This is a genomic window from Deinococcus wulumuqiensis R12 (assembly GCF_011067105.1).
Taxonomy (GTDB): Bacteria; Deinococcota; Deinococci; order Deinococcales; family Deinococcaceae; genus Deinococcus; species Deinococcus wulumuqiensis.
In genome coordinates this window covers 2431559-2452500 of the sequence record NZ_CP049357.1, presented here as the reverse complement: position 1 = coordinate 2452500, position 20942 = coordinate 2431559, and the positions used below count along the sequence as shown (strand labels likewise).

At 69.1% G+C, this 20942-nt stretch carries 24 protein-coding genes (1 of these 24 cut by a window edge); 18 read left to right on the top strand and 6 right to left on the bottom strand.

Going from position 1 to position 20942, the window contains the following annotated elements:
* On the bottom strand, positions 1–326 hold the 5' portion of the coding sequence (gene yqeK / locus G6R31_RS11925) for a bis(5'-nucleosyl)-tetraphosphatase (symmetrical) YqeK (RefSeq protein WP_017871516.1). It extends 298 nt beyond the left edge of the window; 326 of the gene's 624 nt are visible here — the first part of the coding sequence; it begins with the start codon at positions 324–326; the stop codon falls past the left edge of the window.
* 166 nt (positions 327–492) lie between these two features.
* Between yqeK and G6R31_RS11920 the strand changes: the two genes are divergently transcribed.
* A complete protein-coding gene (locus G6R31_RS11920; protein WP_017871515.1) occupies positions 493–2238 on the top strand; it encodes an NAD-dependent malic enzyme in 1746 nt (581 codons plus the stop codon).
* A 1-nt stretch (position 2239) separates the two neighbouring features.
* Entirely contained in the window at positions 2240–2872 is a 633-nt protein-coding gene (gene alkA / locus G6R31_RS11915; RefSeq protein WP_017871514.1) for a 3-methyladenine DNA glycosylase AlkA, read from the top strand.
* A gap of 3 nt (positions 2873–2875) precedes the next feature.
* Here the strand turns inward: alkA and G6R31_RS11910 are convergent, their stop codons facing one another.
* Complete coding sequence (locus G6R31_RS11910; protein ID WP_017871513.1) at positions 2876–3514, bottom strand: flavin reductase family protein; 639 nt, start codon at positions 3512–3514, stop codon at positions 2876–2878.
* Between the two features lie 29 nt (positions 3515–3543).
* Here G6R31_RS11910 and xseB point away from each other — a divergent pair, with 29 nt between their 5' ends.
* The 9 genes from xseB to G6R31_RS11865 all read left to right on the top strand — a co-directional run bounded on the left by xseB (position 3544) and on the right by G6R31_RS11865 (position 10814).
* Positions 3544–3786: an exodeoxyribonuclease VII small subunit gene (xseB, locus tag G6R31_RS11905; RefSeq protein ID WP_017871512.1), complete on the top strand. Its 243-nt coding sequence runs from the start codon at positions 3544–3546 to the stop codon at positions 3784–3786.
* Between the two features lie 24 nt (positions 3787–3810).
* Positions 3811–4431 carry a lysophospholipid acyltransferase family protein gene (locus tag G6R31_RS11900; RefSeq protein WP_225983044.1) on the top strand — a complete coding sequence of 207 codons (621 nt, stop codon included), beginning with the start codon at positions 3811–3813 and terminating at the stop codon, positions 4429–4431.
* Between the two features lie 229 nt (positions 4432–4660).
* A complete protein-coding gene (locus G6R31_RS11895) occupies positions 4661–5530 on the top strand; it encodes an ABC transporter substrate-binding protein (RefSeq protein ID WP_017871510.1) in 870 nt (289 codons plus the stop codon).
* Positions 5527–6537, top strand: a complete 1011-nt coding sequence (locus tag G6R31_RS11890; RefSeq protein WP_017871509.1) for a FecCD family ABC transporter permease — start codon at positions 5527–5529, stop codon at positions 6535–6537. The genes G6R31_RS11895 and G6R31_RS11890 overlap by 4 nt, the downstream gene beginning before the upstream one ends.
* A complete protein-coding gene (locus G6R31_RS11885; RefSeq protein ID WP_081608324.1) occupies positions 6530–7351 on the top strand; it encodes an ABC transporter ATP-binding protein in 822 nt (273 codons plus the stop codon). Before G6R31_RS11890 ends, G6R31_RS11885 begins: the two co-directional genes overlap by 8 nt.
* Positions 7352–7391: 40 nt before the next feature.
* On the top strand, positions 7392–7754 hold the full coding sequence (locus G6R31_RS11880) for a (2Fe-2S) ferredoxin domain-containing protein (protein ID WP_017871507.1): 363 nt from the start codon (positions 7392–7394) through the stop codon (positions 7752–7754).
* A 24-nt stretch (positions 7755–7778) separates the two neighbouring features.
* Entirely contained in the window at positions 7779–8744 is a 966-nt protein-coding gene (locus G6R31_RS11875) for a type 1 periplasmic-binding domain-containing protein (RefSeq protein ID WP_051056514.1), read from the top strand.
* A 49-nt stretch (positions 8745–8793) separates the two neighbouring features.
* Positions 8794–9297, top strand: coding sequence for a hypothetical protein (locus G6R31_RS11870; protein ID WP_017871505.1), 504 nt, complete (start codon positions 8794–8796; stop codon positions 9295–9297).
* A 53-nt stretch (positions 9298–9350) separates the two neighbouring features.
* Complete coding sequence (locus G6R31_RS11865) at positions 9351–10814, top strand: magnesium chelatase ATPase subunit I (RefSeq protein WP_017871504.1); 1464 nt, start codon at positions 9351–9353, stop codon at positions 10812–10814.
* A gap of 301 nt (positions 10815–11115) precedes the next feature.
* Here the strand turns inward: G6R31_RS11865 and ypfJ are convergent, their stop codons facing one another.
* The 3 genes from ypfJ to G6R31_RS11850 all read right to left on the bottom strand — a co-directional run bounded on the left by ypfJ (position 11116) and on the right by G6R31_RS11850 (position 13785).
* Complete coding sequence (ypfJ, locus tag G6R31_RS11860) at positions 11116–11982, bottom strand: KPN_02809 family neutral zinc metallopeptidase (protein WP_017871503.1); 867 nt, start codon at positions 11980–11982, stop codon at positions 11116–11118.
* 111 nt (positions 11983–12093) lie between these two features.
* Positions 12094–13128 carry a nitric oxide synthase oxygenase gene (nos, locus tag G6R31_RS11855; RefSeq protein WP_017871502.1) on the bottom strand — a complete coding sequence of 345 codons (1035 nt, stop codon included), beginning with the start codon at positions 13126–13128 and terminating at the stop codon, positions 12094–12096.
* A 237-nt stretch (positions 13129–13365) separates the two neighbouring features.
* Positions 13366–13785, bottom strand: a complete 420-nt coding sequence (locus G6R31_RS11850) for a secondary thiamine-phosphate synthase enzyme YjbQ (RefSeq protein ID WP_017871501.1) — start codon at positions 13783–13785, stop codon at positions 13366–13368.
* Between the two features lie 86 nt (positions 13786–13871).
* Here G6R31_RS11850 and G6R31_RS11845 point away from each other — a divergent pair, with 86 nt between their 5' ends.
* Together G6R31_RS11845 and G6R31_RS11840 are read left to right on the top strand one after the other, a co-directional pair.
* Positions 13872–15254: a DUF4403 family protein gene (locus tag G6R31_RS11845; RefSeq protein WP_017871500.1), complete on the top strand. Its 1383-nt coding sequence runs from the start codon at positions 13872–13874 to the stop codon at positions 15252–15254.
* Between the two features lie 238 nt (positions 15255–15492).
* On the top strand, positions 15493–16566 hold the full coding sequence (locus G6R31_RS11840) for a CAP domain-containing protein (RefSeq protein WP_164993983.1): 1074 nt from the start codon (positions 15493–15495) through the stop codon (positions 16564–16566).
* A 9-nt stretch (positions 16567–16575) separates the two neighbouring features.
* Here G6R31_RS11840 and G6R31_RS11835 read toward each other — a convergent pair whose 3' ends face one another.
* Positions 16576–16842 carry a hypothetical protein gene (locus tag G6R31_RS11835; RefSeq protein ID WP_017871564.1) on the bottom strand — a complete coding sequence of 89 codons (267 nt, stop codon included), beginning with the start codon at positions 16840–16842 and terminating at the stop codon, positions 16576–16578.
* On the opposite strand from G6R31_RS11835, the gene G6R31_RS11830 reads away from it, so the two are divergent.
* Genes G6R31_RS11830 through G6R31_RS11810 form a run of 5 tightly spaced genes read left to right on the top strand, consistent with a single transcriptional unit; the run spans position 16841 to position 20940 of the window.
* Positions 16841–17593, top strand: coding sequence for a phosphodiester glycosidase family protein (locus G6R31_RS11830; protein WP_017871565.1), 753 nt, complete (start codon positions 16841–16843; stop codon positions 17591–17593). The genes G6R31_RS11835 and G6R31_RS11830 overlap by 2 nt on opposite strands.
* Before the next feature lie 35 nt (positions 17594–17628).
* The gene (locus G6R31_RS11825; protein WP_017871566.1) at positions 17629–18870 is read left to right on the top strand and encodes an acetate kinase; all 1242 of its coding nucleotides are present in this window, start codon (positions 17629–17631) and stop codon (positions 18868–18870) included.
* The gene (locus G6R31_RS11820; protein ID WP_029732789.1) at positions 18867–19445 is read left to right on the top strand and encodes a UbiX family flavin prenyltransferase; all 579 of its coding nucleotides are present in this window, start codon (positions 18867–18869) and stop codon (positions 19443–19445) included. The genes G6R31_RS11825 and G6R31_RS11820 overlap by 4 nt, the downstream gene beginning before the upstream one ends.
* Positions 19442–20110, top strand: a complete 669-nt coding sequence (ispD, locus tag G6R31_RS11815; protein ID WP_017871568.1) for a 2-C-methyl-D-erythritol 4-phosphate cytidylyltransferase — start codon at positions 19442–19444, stop codon at positions 20108–20110. Before G6R31_RS11820 ends, ispD begins: the two co-directional genes overlap by 4 nt.
* Positions 20107–20940, top strand: coding sequence for a 4-(cytidine 5'-diphospho)-2-C-methyl-D-erythritol kinase (locus G6R31_RS11810; RefSeq protein ID WP_017871569.1), 834 nt, complete (start codon positions 20107–20109; stop codon positions 20938–20940). The genes ispD and G6R31_RS11810 overlap by 4 nt, the downstream gene beginning before the upstream one ends.
* Positions 20941–20942: the final 2 nt, after the last annotated feature.

Genomic DNA, 20942 nt, shown 5'->3' with positions numbered 1-20942 from the left:
TAGCCCCAGTGTTCGAGCAGCGTGCGGGCGGCGCGGCCATGCAGCGCGAGCGGGTGGTTGGCGTCGATGTCGCACTCCGGGGGGGCGAGGCGCAGCAACTCGCTTTCGGGCAGGTCACGGGCGAGGTCGTGGAGGATTCCGGCGGCGTAGGCCCGTGCCACCTCGTCGGCACCGAGCCGGGCGGCTTCGGCAATCTGCTGCGCCAGGTCGGCCACCCGCAGCACGTGTTCGTAGCGCCGGGGCTTGACCATCAGCCGCACGCGCTCTTGCCACAGCGGCAGCTCGGCCAAGGCCCCCGGCAGCGCCTGGGGGAAACGGACAGCCATCACGCGGAGGGCCTCATGCGGGTTGGCGGACTCTCTCCCACACCATGTACTCAGTATACGGCAAGGCGTCAGGAAGACCGGGTGCTGCTGTCTGGGGCCGGGCCGCGCTTTGCACCCGATCCAACGAGACGCGCAGCGGAGGAAAGCGCCGTTATGCTGACCGGCGATGCCGAAATCGCCCCCCGTATCCCGCTACTACGATGTCAAACGCGACGAGCAGGGCCAGCGTTATATCGAGGTCAAGGTCACCGGCCTCGCCCTGCTGCAAAACCCGCTGCTGAACAAGACCACCGGCTTTACCCCCGAGGAGCGGCGTGAGCTTGGCCTGGAAGGACTGATTCCGCCGCATATCAGTTCCTTCGAAGAGCAGAAGCGCCGCACCTACCTGCGCTACCTCGACGCGCCCACCGACCTTGCCCGGCACGAGTACCTGCGGGCGCTGCAGGACCGCAACGAGGTGCTGTACTACGCGATTCTCGAAGACCACCTGGAGGAGATGCTGCCCATCATCTACACCCCCACGGTGGGCGAAGCGGTCAAGATGTACTCCAACAACTACCGCTACCCGCGCGGCTTTACCGTGAGCACCCAGGACATCGACCGGGTCGACGAGATGCTCGACAACGTTTCGGTCAACGACGTGCGAATGATCGTGGCGACCGATTCGAGCGCGATTCTGGGCATCGGGGACCAGGGCTTCGGCGGCATGGCGATTTCTATCGGCAAACTGGCGCTGTACACGGCGGCGGGCGGCGTTGGCCCCGACAAGACGCTGCCGGTGGAACTCGACGTGGGCACCAACCGCCAGGACCTCATCGACGACCCGCTGTACCTCGGCGTGCACCACCGCCGCTGGCAGGGGCAGCAATACGACGAGTTCGTAGACGCCTTCGTGGAGGCGGTGGCGGCGCGGTACCCCAAGGCCATCATCCAGTGGGAGGACTTTTCGCGCGGCACGGCGTTCCGGGTGCTGGAGCGCTACCGCAAAGTCATTCCGAGTTTCAACGACGACATTCAGGGCACCGGCGCGATGGCGCTGGCCGGGCTGCTGCGGGCCAGCCGCATGAAGGGCGAATTCCTGGCCGACCAGGTGTTCGTGGTGGTCGGCGCGGGCGCGGCGGGTATCGGCGTGGCGAGCGCCATTCGGCAGGGCCTGGAAGCCGAGGGCCTGTGTCCCGAAGAGGCCCACGCCCGCGTCTATGTCGTGGACCGCTACGGCCTGCTGATGGAAGGGCAGCCCGACCTCGAACCGCAGCAGATGCCCTTCGTGCGCCGCCGCGCCGACCTGCACGGCTGGAGTTATGAAGGCGAATATCCCAACCTGCACGAGGTGATTGTCCAGGCCCGCGCCACCGCCCTGCTGGGCTTCACCGGGGTGCCGGGCCTCTTCAGGCAACAGGACATAGGGGCGATGCTGGCGCACACGCCCCGGCCCATCGTCTTTCCGCTGTCCAACCCGTCGAGCCATGTCGAGGCGCGGCCCAGCGACATCGTGGAGTGGACGCGCGGCGGCGCGATTGTCGCCACCGGCAGCCCCTTTTCCGACGTGAACTACGGCGGCGAGCAGATTCCGGTCGGGCAGGGCAACAACGCCTTCATCTTCCCGGGGCTGGGCTTCGGGGCGGTGGTCAGCCGCGCCCGCGAAATCACCGACCACATGGTGATGGCCGCCGCCCTGACCCTGGCGGAATACACCACGCAGCATCACCCCCACCTCGTCTACCCGCCCATCAGCGAGCTGCGCGAACTGAGCATTCAGGTGGCGGTGCGCGTGGCAGAGCAGGCGATTCAGGACGGGGTGTGTGCCGAGCGCAAGGTGCGCAACCTCAACCGCGAGGAACTGGAAGCGGTCATCCGTGAGCGGGCCTGGTTGCCCAAGCCGCTGCCGCTTCGCCGGGGAAAAGGAGTCTGAGTTGACCGCCGCGCCCCCGGCCCTGCCCCCGCTGACCGACCACGCCGGGGCCACCGCCCACCTGTCGCGTGACGCGGTGATGGCACAGGTGATCGCGCTGTGCGGAGAACTGACGGTGCTGACCCCCACGCCGGACCCGTTCGGGCGGCTGGTGCGCAGTGTGGCGGGGCAACAGGTGAGCGTGAAGGCGGCGCAGGCGGTCTATGGCCGACTGGAAACGCTGCTGGGGACCGTCACCCCGGCGGCGCTGCTCGGCGTGACGGGGGACGACCTGCGCGGCGCGGGGCTGTCGTGGGCCAAGGTGCGCACCGTGCAGGCCGCCGCCGTTGCTGCCGAAACCGGGCAAATCGATTTCGCGCACCTCGCGCAGCAGCCCGACGCGACGGTGGTGGCCGAACTCGTCGTGTTGCCCGGCATTGGCCAGTGGACCGCCGAGATGTTTCTGCTGTTCGCGCTGGCCCGGCCCGACGTGTTCAGTTACGGCGACCTCGCGCTGCGGCAGGGGGTGGCGCGGCTGTATCCGGGCGAGGACTGGCAGGCGGTCACGGGCCGCTGGGCGCCCTACCGCTCGCTGGCCTCGCGCTACCTCTGGGCCGACAACGCGCGGCTGCGGGCGGGTGGGGCGCCGCTCTGAAGCTCAGTCCTCCTGCCCGCTCCACTCGGCGTAGGTCCGGCGCTTCAACTCGAAGGTGTCGCGGGTGTGCGTATACGTCCCGCGCCCGCCCATGCGTCCGATGAGGTCGAGGGCCGCCGTGTCCACATGGTGCTTTTCGGCGTCGAGCACGGCATCCTCGCGCAGCCACAGCGCCAGCACTTCCCCCAGGATGATGCGGGTCTGCCCTATCCGGACCGTCTGGACCTCGCGGCATTCGAGGGCGGCGGGGGCGTCCTGCACACGGGGCACCTGCACCTGACGCGAGGAGGCGAGCCGGAGGCCGAGCACCTGCGCCTCGTCCATGCCACGCGGAAAGTCGGTGGCGCTCAGGTTCATCGCCTCAGCGAGTGCCGCGCTCACCAGACTGACGGTGAATTCTCCACCGGGGCCGATGTTAAGCGCGGTGTCTTTCGGCGTGCCGTCGGGCCGGTCTCCGGGTGCGAAGGCGACGACCGGCGGCTCGGACCCCATCAGCCCGAAAAAGGAGTAGGGCGCGAGGTTGAAGCCGCCTTCGCCCTGCGTGCCCACCCAGGCGATAGGCCGGGGCACCACCGTCGCCGTGAGCAGCTTGTAGCGGGCCGACTGTGGCAGCGCGGTCAGGTCGAAGTGGGCATGCGACATGGAAGCAGGGTAGCGGTCTGCTTTACGCTGTGGGCGTGAGTGCTTCTGCCAGCTACCGTGACGCCTACGCCCGGCTTTCGCGCATCGCCGCCGAGCTGGAAAGCGGCGAGGCCGACCTCGACCGGGTGCTGCCGCTGCTCGAAGAGGCCCGCGCCGCCTACGCCGAGTGCCGCAGCCGTATCGAGGCGGTGCGGGCGGTCCTGAGCGGCGAGTGGGGACAGGGCGAAGAGGAAGAGGTTGAGGACACCGAAGACGAGGGGACAGCCTTCTGACCTGACGGGCGTATGCTCAGCCCCATGACCGACGGTGCAGTTTCGGTGCCCCCGGCCCCCGAAGAACAGTTTCCCCATGTCAACCCGCAGGTGTACCGCTTCGTGGTGGACGTGACTTTCCTGCCCGTGCTGCTTTCGGGGATGCGGCTCGACATTCACGGGCGCGAGCATGTGCCGCCGCCCGGCACCCCGCTGGTGGTCGCCGCCAACCACCAGTCGGCGCTCGACCCCTTCCTGATTGCGCGTGCCCTGCCGCCGGGCCGCTTTCTGCAGTTCATGGCCAAGCGCGAGCTGTTCGTGCCGGTCATCGGGGACATCATCCGCGCCGGGGGCAGCTTTCCGGTGGACCGCGACGGCAGCGACGTGAAAGCCATTCGCACCAGCCTGCGGATTCTGAAGGCGAACGGCACGGTGGGGATTTTCCCGCAGGGCACGCGCGGGGGGCAGGAGATTCACGGCGGGGCGGCGCTGATTGCCGCGCGGGGGCGGGCGCCGATTTTGCCCGCCGGAATCAGCCGCGACGGTCGGCGCTGGGTCATCCGGTTCGGCGAACCCATTTCGGCCCGGGGAGGCATCAAGGCCAACACCGAGGAACTGGCGCGGCGGTTGCAGATGCTCTCGCAGCCGGTGGGCCGCCGGGTCTGAACCTTCGCTCTATACTCCTCAGCAGCAGGCACAGGGAAAGTCCGGTTTCAGTCCGGCACTGTCGCGCAACGGTTTTCAGTCCGAACACCTGACCTGCTCGCGCCCTCCCCGGGCGTGCGGCCTGACCTCTCGCGGAAAGAGGGACCGCCCGGCTTTTTCGTGCGGACGTTCCCTGTTTTCGCTTCCCAGACTGGGGGGCGTTTTTTTGCGTCCCGCCGAGGAGAACCAGATGCGTACCCGTTTTGTCCTGCTGACCCTGAGTGCCGCCCTCGCCACCTCTGCGGGGGCCACCCGCTACCCGCTGAGCCTCACCGACGACCTCGGGCGCAAGGTGACGGTGAAGGCCGAACCCGCCCGCATCGTCAGCGTGCTGCCGAGCAACACCGAAACCCTGTGCGCCATCGGGGCCTGCGCCAAGCTGGTGGGTGTGGACGACTACAGCGACTTTCCCGCGCAGGTGACCAAGCTGCCCAAAGTGGGCGGGCTGTACGACTCCAACGTGGAAAAAATCGTGAGCCTCAGGCCCGACCTCGTGATTGTCAGCAAGTACGGCAAGCTGGCCGAGCAACTGGGGCAACTGGGCGTGCCCACCGTCGCCGTCAACCCCGAAACCTACGCCGACGTGTTCAGCAAAACCACCCTGCTGGGCAAAATCGTCAACCGCGAGGCGCAGGCCAAGGCGCTCAATATCCAGATGCAGCGCGACATCGCCAAGGTCGAGATTCTGACGCGAAACGCCGTGCGCAAACCCACCGCCTACTTCGAGATCGACCCCACCCCCTACTCCATCGGCCCGAACTCGTTCATGGGCGTGCTGCTGACCAAGGCGGGCGCAAGAAACGTGATTCCGGCGTCCCTGGGCGACTTTCCCAAGGTGGACCCCGAACTCATCGTCAAGCAGAACCCGCAACTGATTCTGGGCACCGACCTCAAGACCGCGAGTGCGCGTCCCGGCTGGAAAAGCATCACTGCCGTGAAAACCGGCAAGGTCATCGACATTCCCAAGGAACTGAACACCATTCTGGGACGCCCCGGCCCCCGGCTGCCGCAGGCGCTGCGCGGCCTCGCCAAAATCGTTCACCCTGAACTGTTCAGGTGAACGTGGCGGCCCTGGCGACGCGGCGTTCGCGGGCGTATGTGGCCTCGGGCACCGTGCTGCTGCTGGGGCTTTTGCTGGTCGCGGTGGTGCTCGGCACCGGCCTGGGCAGCGTGAACATCGCCCCCGGCGCGGTGCTCTCGGCGCTGTGGCAGGGCGTGACCGGGCAGGCGCTGGAGGGCGACGCGGTCATCATCTGGCAGATTCGCCTGCCGCGTGTGGTGATGGGCGTGCTGGTCGGCGCGGCGCTGAGCGTGTGCGGCGGGGCGTTTCAGGGCGTGTTTCGCAACCCGCTGTCGGACCCCTACCTGCTGGGCGTGGCGAGTGGCGCGGGGCTGGGGGCGACGGTGGCCCTGACGCTGGGCTGGCCGCATTCCCTGATTCCGCTCGCGGCGCTGCTCACGGCGCTGGCGGCGGTCACCGTCACGCTGCTGCTGGCGCGTGAGGGCCGCCGTTTTCCGCCCACGCGCCTGATTCTGTCGGGCGTGGTGGTGGGCAGCGTGCTGAGTGCGGCCACCACCGCGCTGATGCTGCGCGGCGAGGACCGGGCGCGGGAGGTGCTGGCCTACACGCTGGGCGACCTGAGTTTTTCGGGCTGGCGCGACGTGCTGACGGTGCTGCCTTACGTGGGGCTGGGCTGCGGGGCGCTGCTGCTGCTGGCCCGCGCCCTGGACACCCTGCAACTCGGCGACCTGACCGCCCGCTCGCTGGGTGTGCCGGTGGAGCGGCTGCGGCTGCTGGTGGTCGCCTGCGCGAGTCTGGCGACGGCGGGCGCGGTGGCGTATGTGGGCATCATCGGGTTTGTCGGCCTCATCGTGCCGCATCTGGTGCGTCTGGCCTTCGGCGCGGGGCACCGCACGCTGCTGCCGCTGTCCGGGCTGCTGGGCGGGTCGCTGCTGGTGCTGGCCGACCTGCTGGCCCGCACCACGCCGCTCTCGCAGGTCGGCATCGTGACCACGCTGCTGGGCGGGCCGTTTTTCCTGTGGTTGCTGAGGCGGGAAAATGGCTAGGACGCAGAGGGCAGAGGGTGGAGGGCAGAGGGCAGAAGCGCTGCTGGAGGCCACTGGTCTGCAGGTCAGGGCGGGGCCGACGCTGGCCGTGCGCGGGGTGGACGCTGAATTTCGGGCGGGCGAACTGACGGCCATCATCGGGCCGAACGGGGCAGGCAAAAGCACGCTGCTGCGCGCCCTGCTGGGCCTGAGTCCGCTGGACGGGGGCGAGGTGTATCTGGAAGGCCGTCCGCTGCGCGAGTGGAGCCGGGCCGAGCGTTCGCGGCGGCTGGCGTACCTGGCGCAGTCCGAGGGGTTGCCGAACGAAACGCGGGTGCGCGACGTGGTGACGCTGGGACGCGGCGCGGGCGAGTGGCGCTGGGGCCTGATTCCTGCCCGGCCCTGGTCACACGCCGACGAGGACGCCGTGGACGCGGCGCTGGACCGCACCGACACCCGGCAGTTCGAGGAGCGGCGCGTGACCGAACTCTCGGGCGGTGAGCGGCAGCGGGTGGCGCTGGCCCGTGCCCTGGCCGCCGAGCCGCAGATGCTGCTGCTGGACGAGCCGACCAACCACCTCGACCTCGCCTATGCCCTGGAGCTGTTGCGTTCGCTGCGGCGCGAGGTGGACGCCGGGCTGGGCGCCGTAGCCGTGCTGCACGACCTGAATCTGGCGGCCCGCGCCGACCGGCTGCTGCTGCTGCACCACGGGCAAGTCATGGCGGCAGGAACGGCGGGCGAGGTGCTGACGCCGGAGCACCTCTACCTCGCCTACGGGGTCAAGGCCGAGGTCATCGAGCGGGGCGGGCGGCTGGTGGTGGTGCCTGTAGACTGAACCCTTTTCCTTCCACCCTTTACGCTTCACAGGAACATCCATGACCCACCCCAGATACTTCCCCACCTCCGGCCACCTTCTGCTGTGCCGGGGCAGCAGTTGCCAGCAGCGCAATTCGGTTCTGCTGCACAAAGCCCTCTGGAACGCCCTTGAGCGCGACGGCGTGGCCTACTACAAGCAGGGCGGCAGCGTTCGCCTCACCGACAGCGGGTGCCTGGGCGCCTGCAAGTTCGGCCCGACCCTGTGTGTCTACCGCGAGCGTGACGGACAACTGGAGCAGGCGTGGTACGCCGGGGTGGATTTTCCGCTGGCCCGCGCCGTCGCTCAGGCCGTGCATGAGGGCAGGGAGCTGCCGAGTGAAGGGCGGTACGACAGCCCACCGAACCCCACCGGCAACCTCTGACCCTCTGTCGGCGTAGAGTGGAGCATGAGACAACCTCTCTGGCGGGCTTCTCTCGTTCTCGCGTCTCTGGTGCTCGGGGCGGCTCAGGCTCAGGGCACCCCACCCACTCCGGTCCTGGGCGCCGCGCTGTTCGAGCGGCTGACCCCCGCCGAGCGTCAGCTGCTGCTGGCGGTGGTCGGGGTGTCTGGCAGCGACCAGTTTCAGCCGGGGCAAGTGCTGCCGGGCCTGCCGTTCCCCGCGCCCACCCTGCCCGGTCAGCAGGTGGTCGGCAGCGTGAGTCAGACCGGGGGCAGCCGGGTGATCGTGCGAACCACTCTTGCTCCCACCGCCGCTCAGCAGACGGCTGAAAAAGCTCTGCGGGCGGCGGGCTGGCAAAATCTCTATCCCGACGCGGGCATGACGGGACTTGTCTTCGAATCTTCACGCCGGGGCGAATACGTCTCGCCGCTGTGCAAACCCGGCGTTCCCGGCACCCTGACGGTCTACGCTTTCGGAGGTGAGACGGGCGGTGCCCAGGTCAGCTACGGGTACAGCCTCACCGGCTTTTCGCAGAGCTGCCCGGCGAACATGCCGCAGGACGACCCCGCGCAGCTCAATTTCTATGCGCCCTACCGCAACCAGACGGTGTACCGCCCCGCCGACCGCCTGGAAAAACGCGGCCTGAAGCTGCCGCAGCTTCCCGCTCCGGACGGAGCGCAGGTCGAGAGCACCAACCTGACCTCGGGCGACACGGAGGTCAGCGCCTACACCTCGATCTACGGTTCGCAGGACACCGAGGCGCTGCGCCGCCACTACGCCGCCGCCCTTCAGGCGCAGGGCTGGCAACTGGTGGACACCCGCACCTTCGCCGGGCAAAGCGTCACCCGCTTCACCTTCCGCGCCGGCAAGGAAGAAGGGGTGGGCACGCTGTCGCTCAAGGCGCGAACCGACCTGAAAGACACCACGCGCCCGCCCCGGCACGACGTTCAGTTGGAGTTGCAACTTCCCTGAGCCGTGCCCTCTGCCGGAACTCTCGGCCATTCCGGAGCGTATTCCCAGCATGAGCAAACTCGACGGACGCATCGGTGGCCTGACCGCCGGCTATGACCTTCACGCCGACTGGGACGGCTCGCGACTCACGGGACGCATCGGGGGCCAGTTTCAGGGCAAGGACATCCGGCTGGAGGTGCAGTCGGGCGACGTGAACGGGCGCGTGGGCGGCGTCTTTGCAGGCTTCGACGTGGACGGCGACGTGAGCGGGCAGCGGGTGGACGTGCGGCTCGGTGGTCGCGTGGACGGCGACTCGCTGAGCCTCAGCATCGGTGGCGACGACGTGCGCGGGCGCTTCTCGGGCCGGATTGCGGGCAAGGACGTGGCCCTCACCCGGCGCGGCGAGCGGCTCAGCGGGCGCATCGGTGGACACGTAGACGGCAAGGACGTGACCCTCAACCTCGGCGACGTGCCGCTCGAAATCGCGGCGCTGGCGGCGGTGTGCACGTACAAGGCGCTCGAAGACACGCAGCAACAGAGCGCGGCGGCCAGCAGCTCGGGTGGGGCGAACTGAGCCCGTTCCCTCCCGCACATTCCCGCCATGAGGCGCGTGCTACGTTCCGCGACATGACCGCCCAGACCACAGCGCAGACCAGAGCCAGGACCCTCGGCGAGCTTTTGCAGACGCCCGAATACGCCGGGCGCACGCCCTTCGACGGCCAGCGCCGACTGGTGCAGGACGAGGTGCGCGACAACCTGACGCGCAAGCTCCGCAGCGGTGAAGAGCTGTTTCCCGGCGTGGTCGGCTACGACGACACGGTGATTCCGCAACTGGTGAATGCCCTGCTGGCGCGGCAGAACTTCATCCTGCTCGGGCTGCGCGGTCAGGCCAAGAGCCGGATTCTGCGGGCGATTACGGGCCTGCTCGACGAGGAAGTGCCGGTGATCGACGGGGTGGACATGCCCGACGACCCCCTCAACCCGATCGGCGCCGAGGGACAGCACCTGCTGGAAGCGCACGGACTGGACCTGCCCATCCGCTGGCTGCCGCGTGACGCCCGCTACGTGGAAAAACTGGCGACCCCCGACGTGACGGTGGCCGACCTCATCGGTGACGTGGACCCCATCAAGGCCGCCCGCCTGGGCACCTCGCTGGGGGACGTGAGAAGCATGCATTTCGGCCTGCTGCCGCGTGCCAACCGGGGAATTTTCGCGGTGAACGAACTCGCCGACCTTTCGCCCAAGGTGCAGGTCGCGCTGTTCAACATCCTTCAGGAAGGCGACGTGCAGATCAAGGGCTACCCCATTCGCCTCGAACTCGACGTGATGCTGGTCTTCTCGGCCAACCCCGAGGACTACACCGCGCGCGGCAAAATCGTGACGCCGCTCAAGGACCGCATCGGCAGCGAAATTCGCACCCACTACCCCACCGACATTCGCCTCGGCATGGACATCACCGCGCAGGAAGCCGTCAAGGAAGAGGGCGTGGTGGTGCCGCCCTTCATCGCCGAACTCATCGAGGACATCGCCTTCCAGGCCCGTGAAGATGGCCGCATCGACAAGCTCTCGGGCGTGTCGCAGCGCCTCCCGATTTCGCTGATGGAACTCGCCTGCGCCAACGCCGAGCGCCGCTCGCTGGTGTCGGGTGACTCCCCGGTGGTGCGCGTGACCGACGTGTACGCGGGCCTCCCGGCGATCACGGGCAAGATGGAGCTGGAATACGAAGGTGAACTCAAGGGCGCCGACAACGTCGCCAAAGACCTGATTCGCAAGGCGGCGGGCGCCGCATATGCCCGCAGCTACGGCAGCGCCGACACCCGCGAGCTGGAAAAGTGGTTCGACCAGGGCAACGTGTTCCGCTTTCCGCAGGGCGGCGACGCGGCGGCGGCTATTAAGGCCAGCAGCGAAGTGCCCGGTCTGAGCGACTTTGCCGCGCAGGTGGCGCAGAGCAGCGACGACGCCGTGCGCGTCTCCGCCGCCGAGTTCATCCTGGAGGGACTGTACGGCCGCAAGAAGCTCTCCCGCGCCGAGGAACTGTACGCCGCGCCGGAACCCGAGCTGAAGCGCGAACGCGGCGGACGTTGGAACTGAGCGGCTGGGGCGTTGTCCAGGGCAAGGTCAAACCGTCTAACCGTCTACAGCACCTGACATAAGAAAGAAGGGCTTGCTTTTTAGACCCTCTCCCCTTGTGGGGGACTCGTTAGAGCTGCTTGCAGAGGGCGTTGCGAAGCAACGGGACTTGAAAAGCTGCGAAGCAGAGGGGGGGCGTCCGGACCAGCTTTCTTTCTGTCAAATGCTCTAACGGCAAAAAAAGAGAAGCGTAAGCTCCGTGCCTACGCTTCTCTTTTTGCGGTTTTGCGGTTTGACTTCCAGCCGGTTCGACTTCCAGCCCTCAGAGCTGGTTGTAAGGCAGGCTGAAGGTGTCGCACTGGTTGGGGTTGCCGGTCTGGAAGCCCTTCATGAACCAGTTCATGCGCTGCTGGCTGCTGCCGTGGGTAAAGGAATCGGGCATGACCTGGCCCTGGCTCTGCCGTTGCAGGGTATCGTCACCGATGGCGGCGGCGGTGTTGATGGCCTCGCGGATGTCGTCCTGGGTGAGGTTGGCGGCGTCGGTGCCCTTGACGCTGTTGCCCCACACGCCCGCGAAGCAGTCGGCCTGAAGTTCCAGGCGCACCCCGTAGGAGTTCTGCTCGGCCTCGGTGCGGGCGGCCCGCTGCTTGCGCTCGACCTGTTCGGCGATGCCGAGTTCGTTCTGGACGTGGTGCCCGACCTCGTGGGCGATGACGTATGAGTAGGCGAAGTCGCCGCCGCCGCCCAGCCTGCGGTCCATCGTGGCGAAGAAGCTGGTGTCCAGATACACCTTGGAGTCGAGCGGGCAGTAGAAGGGGCCGGTGGCGGAGCTGGCCTGCCCGCAGGCACTCTGCACGTACTGGTCGAACAGCACCAGCGTGGGTTTGGTGTACTGGCGGTTCGACTGCTGGAACACCTGCGTCCAGGTCCGGTCGGTGCTGGCGACGATGCGGTCCACGAACTGGTACGTCTCGTCGCTCTGGCCGGTCTGCGTCTGGCTCTGCGTCTGTACGGGGGGCTGCTGCACGCCCCCGGTGACGATGCTGGGGTCCACGCCGAAAAAGTAGGCGATGAGCGCCAGAATCAGGCCGCCGATGCCGCCGCCCACCGCCAGGCCGCCGCCGGGCAGCCCGCCGCCTCCGCGTCTGTCTTCGATGTTGCCGCCGCCGGGTAAGTTTTTCCAATCCATAGCTGGACTCCTTTATCAAAAAAGTGGGCTGTCAGGCACCCTGTGGGCAAACCTTCAGCGCATCGTTTTCAGATTCTAGAGGGCAGCGGCTGATGCGGCCTTTACATGGGGTTATTCGGGCGGGGTATGAACGGGGCAGCCGGAAGCCACCGCCGCCCGCACGAAGCGCGGCGACTCCTCGCGGCCCCGGTACGAGCGGCTCCACAGCGGCGTGGTGGCGGGCGACAGCGGCGGAATCAGCCACGACCACTTGCCGCGCACCTCGCGTCCGGCGCGGGCCTCGCGCTCCTCGAAACGGACGTGGTGGGCCGTGACCGTGTGGTGGTCGGCCAGCTTGACCCCGGCAGCGTCGAAGGAATGCAGCACCGCCACGTTCAGCTCCACCAGCGCCCGGTCACGCCACAGCGTGCGCTCGCGCCGGGTGTCCAGCCCCAGGGCGCGGGCCACAGCGGGCAACTGGTCGTAGCGGTCCGTGTCGGCCAGGTCACGGGCGGCAATCTCGGTCTGGACGTACCAGCCGTTGAAGGCGCAGGGCAGAGGCAGCCCGCCCACGTCCAGCCGCATGTCGCTGATGACCGGCAGGGCGTGCCAGCGCAGCCCCAGCTCGCCTATACCGGGGCAGTCGGGGTGCGTGATAGCGATTTCCTGCACGGCGTCCGGGGGCAGCGGAAAGAGCCGGGTTTCGCCGTTCGCCTCAATCAGCAGCGGCAGCACCTCGAAGCGTGCGCCGCTCGGCTGCCAGCCGTGCCGGGCCAGCCGCGCCACGAACGGGGCATTCAGCGGGTCGTCGGCGTAGCGGATAAGTTGCGGATTGTGCAGCCGCACACCGGGGCCGAACACGCTGATAACAGGCCGGATGTGCCCGCCGCAAAAGGCGTCGTGCAGATGCTCCAGCAGCGCCGCGTAGACCGCTTCGGGTGTACCCAGCCCGCGCAGGTCGCGCACTTCCAGCGCCTCCCAGTACAGCCGCCCCACGCAGCGGGTGGAGTTGCGCCACGCGACTTTGGCCCCCCACGTCAGTTCGGCGGACGTGGGCGTCCACTCCTGCGCCGCCTCTGCCAGCCGCGCCGCCAGCCCCGGCGTACCCGTTTCGGTGTGAAACCGGGTCAGAAAGTCAGTGACTTCGGGGGGCAGCGGCGCGAGCATCCCCTCACCTTACCGAGCGGAAAGGCTGGGAATGTCCCCTGAAAGGCGATGGATGATGGGTCCGCTGCGCTGATGGATGATGGAAAGAGGGATGCCCAGCACTCATACGGATTCCGATTGAATCTGAAACTACCAGATTCAATCCGAGCGGATGCGAGTAGGAAAAAATACGGATTCTGCGATATGGATGCACAGGCGGCGCTTTCCCGACTGTGCAGGAATCAAGCGGAATCCGTATCAGTCGCCCTGCAACGTCAGCACCAGCCGCCGCGCACTGGCCCGGTCACGGTGTTCGCACAGGTAGATGCCCTGCCACGTCCCCAGCGCCAGCCGCCCCGCGCTGACCGGCAGCGTGAGTGACGGCCCCAGCACGCTCGCCTTGATGTGGGCGGGCATGTCGTCCCGGCCCTCCAGCGTGTGCTCGAACTCGGGCCAACCGTCGGGCACCGCGTGGTCGAAGTACCGCTCGAAGTCGCGCCGCACGTCGGGCGAGGCGTTCTCGTTCACCGTCAGGCTGGCCGAGGTGTGCTGAATCCAGACATGCAGCAGGCCCACGCGCACCTGCGCGAATTCGGGCACGGCGTCCACGATTTCGCGGGTCACCAGATGAAAGCCGCGCCGCTTGGGGGGCAAGGTCAGGGTGTGCTGAAACCACATGGGGAGAAGGTAGAGGGTCAAGCGTGGAGGGAGGAGGGTGACAGCGTCCCTCTACTCTTCACCCTCCTCCCTTTACCCTCTGCCTCATGCGCCGCTTTCTCACCCCCGTGCTGTTGACTCTGGGCATGTCCCTGCCCGCTGCCGAGGCCGCTTCGACCCTGACCCTGCCGGTGCAGGTGCCGCTGTCCGGCGTGCAGCGGGCCGCCAATGCCCAGGTGCCGCAGGAATTTGCCCGCATCGACCAGACCCAGACGCTGCTGGGCGGGGCTGTGCCGGTGCGGGTGCGCGGCACGGTGACCCGCACGGCGCAGGTGAGCGTGGGGGCCGACGGCGACGCGCTGGTGCTGCGCGTGCCCATCCGCGCCGAGTTCCGCGCCGAACCGGGGGGCCTGCTGGCAGGTCTTGCCCGCGACTTCGGCGGAGCGGCCACCGTCACCCTGCGCCTGACGCCGTACGTGACACCGAACTGGGACGTGGGGGTCAGGGCCAGCGCCGAACACCACTGGACCGACCCACTGGCCGTAGACCTGGGCCGGGGCATGAAACTGAGCGTGCAGTCGCTGGTGGACCCCCAGGTGCGGGCACAACTGGAGCAGCTCACGGCCCGAATCGAGCGGCAGGTGCGTGAGGGAGCCAATCTGCGACAGCGCGCCGGAACGCTGTGGGCGCGGGCGCAGCGTCCCTGGCCGCTGCCGACGCCCGAACCCGCCTACGCGCTGGTGCGTCCGCTGGGCCTGAGTGTGACCCCGCCGCGCCTGACGCCCGACGCACTGAAGCTGGACGTGGGCGCGACCCTGGACCTGGGGGCCGCGCTGGGGAAGCCGCCCACCACCGTCCACGCCTCGCCCCTGCCCGCGCTGAAGGTGGGGCCAGTCGGCACGCCGGGAATCGAACTGGCGGTGCCTCTCCGCTTGGCTTACCCCGAACTTTCGAGCCTCGCCACCCGCTATGCGCAGCAGCAGTCATTGACCCTGGACGTGCCGGGCAAACCGGTGCTGCGGGTCACGGGCGTGCAGGTGCAGCCCAGCGGCACGCGCCTTCGGGTCACGGTCAGGACGCGCCTGGACGGGCCGCTCGGCCTGAGCCTGCGGGCCACCACCGACGTGACCGGCACCCCCACCGTCGCTGCCGACGGACGCACCGTGTCGCTGCGGGGCGTGCAGGTCCAAACCCGCCGCGAGGGGCTGACCGGCAAGGCGGTGTCGTGGCTGGCCGACGCCCGTGCCCAGGCCTACCTGACCCGCGCCGCCCGCTTCGACCTCGGCCCGCTGCTCAGCCGCGCCCAGGCGCAGGCCCAGGCCGGGCTGCCGCTGACGCCGGTGCCGGGCGTCACAGTGAGCGGCAAGGTCGGTGCCTTCAGCGTGCAGGGCCTTCAGGTGCAGCCCGCTGCGTTGGTCGTCACGGCGCGGGCGGCGGGGCGCTTGCAGGCCGAGGTGAACGCCGGGGCGCTCGTCGGGAGCGGTCAGTAGGCGGGCCGCTCGACTGGGCAGTTCAACTGGGCCGCCCGGCGCGAGGAAGCCTTCACGCGGTCAGGCTCTATAATACGGATTCCGATTGAATCTGGTCGTTTCAGATTCAATCCGACTTGCAAAGCTGCGCAGCAGAGCGGATGCGAGTAGGAAAAAATACGGGTTACGCGATATGGATGCACAGGCGGCGCTTTCCCGACTGTGCAGGAATTAAGCGGAATCCGTATAAGCTGAGGCCATGCGTCGCCTCGCTTTCCTTCTCGCCGCTCTGCTGACCAGCGCCGCGCGGGACGCTGCCGCGCAGGTGCAGGTGATTCCGTTTGCTGCCCCGGCACCGGCTCTGCCGCCCGCGCCTGTTCCTGCACCGCCCGCGCCCACATCCCCCGTCGTCCCAGCCCCCGTCGTCCCAGCCCCCGTTGTTCCGGCCCCCACCCCGGCAGCCCCCAGTTCCGCGACACCCAGACCCACGACTCCCGGCCCTGCTGCCGCTCCCACCCCCACCGGCTGCACGGCGCCGCTTCCGGCGCTCGACCTGGCCGCCGCCGACCTCGCGGCGGGCGCCGACGCCTACCGTGCGCTTACCCAGCGCACCGGAGCGCCCAGCGCCTACCGCTACTGGAAGGTCAGCCCCGCACAGGTGGCCGCCACCGTGCGGCAGGCGTGCGCCCTGGGATTTGCCGGGTACGGCACCGCGCCCAGCGGCTCCCTCGTGACCGTGCTGGCGGCGCGGTGGCCGGGCGGAGTGCCCGCCGTGAACCCGGCTGCGCCCCTGCTCCCTGCCCGGTCCACGTCTGCTCCGGCGACCCCCAACACGCTGGCTTCCACCTCACCAGCCTCCCAGCCGACTGCGGAACGCTCCGTTGCAGGCCAGCCCGTCGGTCCCGTGGCGGCACGACCCGCTGCCGGGCCGCTGGAAGAACTCCTGGCGGGAATCAACGCCGCCCGTGCGCAGGGCCGCCGCTGCGGGGGAACGTGGCAGCCCGCTGCGCCGCCGCTGAAGGTAGATATCCGGCTCGTGGCAGCGGCCCAGGGACACGCGGCGGCAATGGTCGCGCAGGGCTTTGCCGACCACGTCAACCCGCGCACCGGCAGCACCCCGGACAGCCGCGCCCGTGCCCAGGGCTTTACAGGCCGGGTCAGCGAGAACATCCGCTACGGCACCCCGACGGTGGACGGCGCCCTGATCTGGTGGCTGGGCAGCGCGGCCCACTGCACCAACCTGATGAACCGCGACTGGACCCACGTGGGCGCAGGCAGCGAGGTGCAAAACGACCAGAGCACCTTCTGGGTGCTGATGCTGGGACGCGAGTAGCCCCCAGGCCTACTTTGGCCCCTTGCGGCGCGGCGCGTCGGTCGGCTGCCAGATGGCGGCCTTGCCCACCTCGGCGCCCACCTGCCGGGCGGCGTCCCAGGCCGTCGTGGGGGCCGGGGCGTCACGCAGGGCCTCTTGCTGGGCGAGTTCGGCCTCGCGCTCCTGCCGGGTGGGACCGGGGCGGCTGGGCTGACCGATCAGGGCGAGCAGCAGTTCTCGCAGGACATTCCACAGGGCGCTGAACATGCCGCCATTCTCACCCGTTTCGCGCATCATGGGGCCGATGCCGCGCCTGCTGTCCGCTTTGCCCCTGCTGCCCTGCCTTCTGCTCACTTCCTGCTCCCACGCCGGGGGCCTGCAGGTGGAACGGATGACGGCGGGGGGAATGCTCTACACCGTGGCGACGGTGGACCCAGCGCGTGACCGCCTGACGCTGCACTGGCTCAATCCGGGCACCGGCAAGCCCTACTCGTCGTTCGCGCAGCTCGGGCAGCGCCTGGGCAAACAGGGGCAAAAGCTGCTGTTCGCCACCAACTCGGGCATCTACGCGCCCGGCCCCCGGCCCCTGGGCCTGCATGTGGAAGGCGGCAAGACGCTGGTGCGGCTGAACAACGCGGGCAAGGGCGGCGGCAACTTCGCGCTGCTGCCCAACGGGGTGTTCTGGCTGCGCGGCCAGAAGGCGGGCGTGACCGAGACGCAGGCCTACAAGAAACTGGCACTCACGCCCGACTACGCCACGCAGTCCGGGCCGCTGCTGGTCGCGGGCGGCAAGCTGCACCCCGACTTCAACCGGGGCGGCACCAGTTTCAAGGTCCGCAGCGGCGTGGGCGTGTGCGCGGGCGGCAAGGTGCGCTTTGCCATCAGTGCGGGGCCGGTCAACTTCTACACCTTTGCCACTTTTTTCCGTGACAAGCTCGGCTGCCCCGACGCGCTGTACCTCGACGGCTCCATCAGCGCCTACGCCACGCCCGACACCGACACGCAGTTTGCGGAGTTCGCGGGCATCTGGGCCGTGACGAGGAAATAACGGGGGGGCCGCCCTGCCCCCGGTACACTCACCCCATGTGGACCCTCGTTCTCAACAGCGGCTCCAGCAGTCTCAAGTTCGCGCTCCTGAACCCGGCCTCCGGCGAGGTGCGGCTTTCCGGCTTGGCCGAGCGGCTGGGCGGCGGGGAAGCGACCATTCGGCTGGAACGCGGCGGCGAGAAGGTCAGCCGCTCGCTGGGCGGCGGCAGCTACGCCGAGGCGCTGAATGAGGTGCTGCGCGAGCTGGACGCGCTGGGCATCCGGCAGGAGGTGCGGGCGGTGGGGCACCGCATCGTGCACGGGGGCGAACGCTTCAGCGCCCCGGTGCTGCTGACCCCCGAGGTGCTGGACGCGGTGCGGGCCTGCGTGCCGCTGGCGCCGCTGCACAACCCGGCGAACATCGTCGGCATCGAGGCCGCGCAGGGGGCGTTTCCAGAGTTGCCGCACGTGGGCGTGTTCGACACCGCCTTTCACCAGACCATGCCCGAGGTCGCCTACCGCTACGCCGTGCCGCAGACGTGGTACCGGCAGCACGGGGTGCGGCGCTACGGCTTTCACGGCACCAGCCACGCGTATGTGGCGGGCAAGGCGGCAGAGTTGCTCGGGCGGCCCCTGCCGGAGCTGAATCTGGTCACGGCGCACCTGGGCAACGGCGCGAGCGTGTGCGCCGTGGCGGGCGGGCGCAGCGTGGACACCAGCATGGGCCTGACCCCGCTGGAGGGCCTCGTCATGGGCACGCGCAGCGGCGACGTGGACCCCGGCCTCCACGACTATCTGGCGCGGCAGGCGGGGCTGAGCCTGAGCGAAATCACGGCGGCGCTGAACAAGGAAAGCGGGCTGCTGGGCCTCTCCGGACTGACCAACGACCTGCGCGAACTGGAGGAAGCGGCAACGAAGGGCCACGCCGGAGCGCGGCTGGCGCTGGACGTGTTCGTCTACCGCCTCGCCAAGCAGGTGGCGGGCATGGCGGTGGCGCTGGGGCGGCTGGACGGCGTGGTGTTTACCGGCGGCATCGGGGAAAACAGCCGCACGGTCCGGGCGATGACGCTGCGGCGGCTGGGCGTGCTGGGGCTGGAACTCGACGAGCACGCCAACGACCACCTGCCGCGCGGCGAGGCGGGCGTGATTTCTAAGTCGGTCCAGAAGAAGTCGGGCCAGAAGAAGTCGGGCCAGGGAGAAGCGAGAGACCCGCTGGCACTCGTCATTCCCACCAACGAGGAACTGATGATCGCCCGTGAAACCGCCGTCATTGTGGGCGGGCGGGGGTACGCCCTGTGACCCCGACGGGGGAGCGGCGACTGGTGGTCGGCGTGTCGGGCGGCAGCGGGATTCCCTACGCGCTCGACCTGCTGCGGGCGCTGCACACACTGGACATGGAAACGCACCTGATCGTCAGCAGCGGCGCCAAACGGGTGATGTCGGCGGAGGGGGGGCCGCAACTTTCCGACCTGACCGCCCTCGCCAGCGTGGTCCACGATGACCGCGACCTCGCCGCCAGCGTCGCCAGCGGCAGCTTCCGCACCGGCGGCATGGTGGTGGTGCCGTGCAGCGCGGGCACGCTCGCCAAGGTCGCGCACGGCTTTGCCGACAACCTGATTTCCCGCGCCGCCCACGTCACCCTCAAGGAGCGCCGCCCACTCGTGCTGGTCGTGCGCGAGGACCCCATGCCCCGCCCGATGCTGCAGAACATGCTGGCCGCCCACGACGCCGGGGCCACACTCATGTCGGCCTCGCCGGGCTTTTACCACGCGCCGGAGTCGCTGGGCGAGCTGCTGGGCTTCGTCACCGCGCGGGTGCTCGACCAGTTCGGACTGGACCTGCCGGGCTTCCGGCGCTGGCGGGAGGACGCGTGAGGACAGGGGAAAGGAAGCGCACCGCCGCGCTGATTCCCGCCGCCGGGTCCGGCACGCGGCTGGGCCTGGGGCCGAAGGCGTTCGTGGAAGTGCGCGGCAAAAGCCTGCTCGCGCGCAGCGTGGCGGCCCTGGCCCCGTATGTGAACGAGGTCATCGTCGCTTTGCCGGAAGGTCTGGAGCTTCCCCCCGGTCTCCCGGCCCGCGCCGTCGTCGGCGGGGACACCCGGCAGGAGAGCGTGCGGCGCCTGCTGGAAGCGACGGACGCCGACACGGTGCTCGTTCACGACGCGGCGCGGCCCTTTTTGCCGGAACACGTCCTTCTGGCGCTGCTCGAAGCTGTCCCCGAAACCGGCGCGGCGACGGTGGCCCTCCCGGTGGCCGACACCCTGGTGCGCCAGAGCGCGGCGGGCGACTGGGGCGAACTGACCCCGCGTGAGGGGCTGTGGGCGGTGCAGACCCCGCAGGGCTTTGACCGCGCCGCGCTGCTGGATGCGCACCGGCAGGCCGCACGAGACGGATTTGCCGCCACCGACGACGCCGGACTGCTCGCCCGCCTCGGGGTGCGGGTGCGGCTGGTGCCGGGCGACGCCCGACTGTTCAAGGTGACGACGCCCGGCGACCTCGCGCTGGCGCAGGCGCTGGCCCGTACCCTGGACGAAGCATGACCCGTTTTTTTGCACCCGCCAAAATCAACCTCGGCCTCTCGGTGCTCGGCGTGCGCGAGAACGGCTACCACGACCTGCACAGCCTGATGGTGCCGCTGACCGTGGGCGACGAGCTGGAGATTCGGCCCGCCGAGGCGCTGACCCTGCGGGTGGAGGGCGCCGACCTGCCGACCGACGAGCGCAATCTGGTGTACCGCGCCGCCCGCGCTTACCTGGACGCGGCGGGGGTGACGGGGGGAGCCGACATCGTGCTGCACAAGCGGCTGCCGCTCGCGTCCGGGCTGGGGGGAGGCAGCAGCGACGCGGCGAGCACGCTGCTGGCCCTGGCGGAACTTTACCCTTCAGACGTGGATTTGCCCGCGCTGGCGCTCTCGCTGGGGGCCGACGTGCCGTTCTTCCTGCTGGGCGGCGCGGCGCTGGCGCAGGGCGTGGGCGAACGGTTGACCCCCATTCACGACCTGCCGCCCGTGCATTTGGTTCTGGCAAACGCGGGCGCGGAAATCAGCGCGGGCGACGCTTACCGCTGGCTGGACGAGACGGGCGATTTCAGCTCTCCCCTAAGGCTGGACGCGATTCGGCAGGCGCTGGCCAGCGGCGTAGAAGTGCCCTATTTCAACTCGCTGCAAGCGGGCGTACTGGCGCACTTTCCCAGTGTCCTGACCACGCTGGAGGCGCTGGCCGACGCGGGCCTACATTCGGTGCTGATGTCGGGTTCGGGTGCGACCTGCTTCGGGCTGGCGCGGGACGAGGCGCAGGCACAGGCTGCAGCAGGGGCGCTGGCGGCGCAGTTTCCGCAGTGGTGGGTGAAGGTGGCGCGGGTTGAGGCTTAAGG